Origin of the sequence: Candidatus Synechococcus spongiarum, assembly GCF_900047545.1 — a bacterium.
GTDB classification, from domain to species: Bacteria; Cyanobacteriota; Cyanobacteriia; order PCC-6307; family Cyanobiaceae; genus Synechococcus_B; species Synechococcus_B spongiarum_C.
In genome coordinates this window covers 1-3,132 of sequence record NZ_FITM01000017.1, presented here as the reverse complement: position 1 = coordinate 3,132, position 3,132 = coordinate 1, and the positions used below count along the sequence as shown (strand labels likewise).

The window sequence follows — 3,132 nt, the reverse complement described above, 5'->3', positions numbered from 1 at the left end:
CGAGGACGTCAAACCATCCCCGTGCTGCTGGCGCACCCCCTACAGCAATGGTCATAGGAGAGGACTCTGGCAGAGCGTTGTATACGGCATTGAGCGTAACAATCCCGACCTGAAACTGCGCTTGATTGTCACGAGTTCAAATTTCAGCCCATGGCGAGGTCCCATTCCCCATGGGGAATGGGGCTGACAGGCGACCTTGACTTCTGCCAAACTGTCCGAGGGAGCAGCGCACCTGGCTCCACGCCCCCAACACGCCATGACCATCCAGGCCACCAGCCACTCCAATCAGCAAATCCTTCAGGCCATCCAGGGATCCCGCCGTAACTCCAACGTTGCGATTGCCTTGATCACCAGCCTTGGGAGCATCGGCTTTCTTCTGGCCAGTGCGTCTAGCTATTGGCACCTGGACCTCTTGCCCGCTAGCCACCCTTCCCAGCTTCTCTTCGTGCCCCAGGGTCTGGTGATGGGTCTCTACGGCATTGCCGGCAGTCTCCTGACCGTGTATTTCTGGGTCGGCATTGTTCTGGACGTGGGGGCTGGCGAGAACTGCTTTAACCAGGACAGTGGGCGCCTGACGGTGCGCCGTCGGGGCTTCCGCCAGTGGATCCAGGTGGATCTCCCCCTCGACGACATTCAGGCGGTGAAGGTGGACATTCGCGAGGGCTTGAATCCGCGGCGGCGTCTTGCCCTCAAGCTGCGGGGTCGCCGTGATCTCCCCCTCACCGGCGTGGGGCAACCCATGGCATTGGCTGAGTTGGAAGCCAGCGGTGCCCGCCTGGCCAGCTTCCTCAACGTCCCCCTGCAAGGCCTGAGCTAATCCATCCCCACATGACCAAAACACCCATGCGGAAACCTGTCAAACGATTGGGCAGTGCTCTGTTGCTGGCCGCTGTTCCCCTACTGTTCCTCATGAGCCCCGCACAGCCAGGCCATGCACAAACGCAAGACACCATGACCGAACCCCATGGCTGTCCCAACAGCGCCGTGTCCTGCCTGGACGGCAAAGCCACCATCACCATCTCCACCAGCAAGGGGGATTTCACCGTGGAGGTGGACGGCACAGCCGCTCCCCTCACCGGCGGTAACTTCGTGGATCTGGTGAAGCGTGGTATCTACGACGGCACCATCTTCCACCGGGTGATTCCCGACTTTGTCGCCCAAGGGGGTGATCCCGCCAGCGCCGATCCCAAAACGCCGCCCAGCCGCTTTGGCACGGGAGGCTTCATGGATCCCGGCACAGGACAGGAGCGCCGGATTCCCCTGGAGATTGCCCTGACCAATGAGGAACAGCCCCGTTACGGCCAAGTGCTCACCGAACCGGGCCTGCGGGATCGGCTCAAGCTGCGCCATGAACAGGGGGCCATTGCCATGGCCCGTTCCCAACTGCCCAATTCCGCCAGCGCCCAGTTCTATGTGGCCCTAGAGGACCTGCCCCATTTGGATGGCAGCTACGCCGTATTTGGCCGGGTGGCTGCTGGCATGGACGTGGTGAGCCGGCTGGAAAACGGTGACCGGCTGGTGCGGGCGGTAGTTGTGGGGCGGTCTTAGGAGGAGAGGCGGCCACGACCATGGGCAAGGATGGGGAGGACCAAGCGGGCGCAATGGGGGAGGTCATGGCTCGCCAAGTGGTTACAATTCTGCGCCGCGCCGGGAAAGCCGTGGAGACCGTCGTGCCTGATCTGGAGCGGGTAATTTGCCTGGGAGTAACAGGGTTGAGCCGCTCTGGGAAAACTGTGTTGATTACCTCACATCAACTGCCACGGGAAGAGACGCCCTCTTCTGTGGCAGAGACCGTAGAACCAGGTAAGCGAGAAAACGGTGACTCAGGGGAGGCTTTACGGGTTCCCATGCCCGAAGGGGAGACTCCGCAGTCCATGTCAAGTCCAGAGGACAAACCACAGCCATCAGGGTTAGAGCAGGCCCTTTCAGTTGCCACGTCCTTGCCATGGTCCACCTGGTTTTTGGGCTACTGGCAGCCACGATCCTGTTTCTGTGTGGAGTCTCCCTGTGGGACACCCTGAACGGTTTGTGGGAGCGCTCTGCCGTTGTTGGCATTGCAGGCCTTCCAGGAGTGGCAAGCCCTGGAAAGAATCAATACACTGGAGGAGATCCGTCAACAAACGGAACGCTGCCTGACGCCATCCGATGATGTGGGTGGCCTGAACGCGGCGAGAAAGGCGGTCAAGGGGCTGATTGCCATCTATATCGAGCCAGGACGATACCTGCAGGGGAAGCCAACGGCTGGCTGAGAAGCAGGGGGAGTTCTTTGCCGCCAGTACCCTGGTTATTCTGGCGGAAACCGGGGTATTGCAGAAACTGGATGACCGTGCAGACAAGGTGATCAGAGACGCCGCACTGCGGATCGTAATGGAAACAGCTTTTGTGCCCTGGCCATTAGCTGATGTTCTGCTGGTGTTTCTCAGCAGTATGCAAATGTTCCGCCGCATTGCACAGATCTATGGCAGCAGGCCCGGTGTTGTGGCCAGTTGGACCTTGACGGAAGGTATTTGCCCAACTGGTGGTTGCCGGAGCTCTGTCTGAAAGTGGGCTGTTGATCGACGCAGCGGTGAGGTCATCGCTTGCTTCACTTGGCCCGTCCCATCGGCGAGGGGGTCACCAATGCCACCCTGCTGGCCCGCTCCGGGGTGACTGCGGTGGAGTTGTGCCGTCCCCTGCCGTTCCATGCTCGTCAATACCCCTCCGCTTCTGTTATTCACCTTATCAAGGAAGCCCTGGGAACCTTGGGGAAGGACGGTCGTGACTGACACTTGAATTGTTGTGGGACATTGTCTGGTGGGAACCATGGGTTGTGAGCAGCGCCATATGGATGGGCAGTCGCGCTAGTCCTGGGAGAACTTGCGCCCTTTTTCAAGTTGCCAAAACCCTTGCGTCCCTGTGGAAACCTGGTCCTCTTCTTGATCATAAATTATGTTTCAGTTTTGACGATTTTGAAATTGCGTTTCTGAATCTTATCTGCAAATTCCTTGAAGCCTTGTTTGATTACTTCAAGTGAAGGCAGTGTATCTCCAGATACTATAATCCATTTGACAAGAAAGCTGATATACTAAGGGAAACACTGGAGAGCCTGCTTCTTTTTGGGTAAGAGGTTAGAATGGGCAGGGGTTGCAGGTT

6 protein-coding genes are annotated in these 3,132 nt (G+C 58.5%); all 6 read left to right on the top strand.

The genetic code is table 11. The annotated features are described in order from the left end of the window. Nucleotides 1-187 (top strand): hypothetical protein (locus tag FLM9_RS08275; RefSeq protein WP_218969703.1); only part of this gene is annotated, 187 nt, incomplete at its 5' end. A 69-nt stretch (nt 188-256) separates the two neighbouring features. Further along, nucleotides 257-817, top strand: a complete 561-nt coding sequence (locus FLM9_RS00630) for a photosystem I assembly protein Ycf4 (protein WP_074456784.1) — start codon at nt 257-259, stop codon at nt 815-817. Between the two features lie 26 nt (nt 818-843). Then, the gene (locus tag FLM9_RS00625) at nt 844-1,548 is read left to right on the top strand and encodes a peptidylprolyl isomerase (RefSeq protein ID WP_074456785.1); all 705 of its coding nucleotides are present in this window, start codon (nt 844-846) and stop codon (nt 1,546-1,548) included. A gap of 500 nt (nt 1,549-2,048) precedes the next feature. After that, nucleotides 2,049-2,249, top strand: coding sequence for a hypothetical protein (locus FLM9_RS08035; RefSeq protein ID WP_180365247.1), 201 nt, complete (start codon nt 2,049-2,051; stop codon nt 2,247-2,249). Further along, nucleotides 2,194-2,541 carry a DUF697 domain-containing protein gene (locus FLM9_RS08680; RefSeq protein ID WP_074456783.1) on the top strand — a complete coding sequence of 116 codons (348 nt, stop codon included), beginning with the start codon at nt 2,194-2,196 and terminating at the stop codon, nt 2,539-2,541. Before FLM9_RS08035 ends, FLM9_RS08680 begins: the two co-directional genes overlap by 56 nt. Before the next feature lie 47 nt (nt 2,542-2,588). Continuing rightward, the gene (locus FLM9_RS08030) at nt 2,589-2,765 is read left to right on the top strand and encodes a hypothetical protein (RefSeq protein ID WP_180365245.1); all 177 of its coding nucleotides are present in this window, start codon (nt 2,589-2,591) and stop codon (nt 2,763-2,765) included. Nucleotides 2,766-3,132: the final 367 nt, after the last annotated feature.

Coding starts and splice junctions, on each gene's coding strand:
- FLM9_RS00625 (WP_074456785.1), top strand. CDS start 844: ATGCGGAAACCTGTCAAACGATTGGGCAGTGCTCTGTTGCTGGCCGCT.
- FLM9_RS00630 (WP_074456784.1), top strand. CDS start 257: ATGACCATCCAGGCCACCAGCCACTCCAATCAGCAAATCCTTCAGGCC.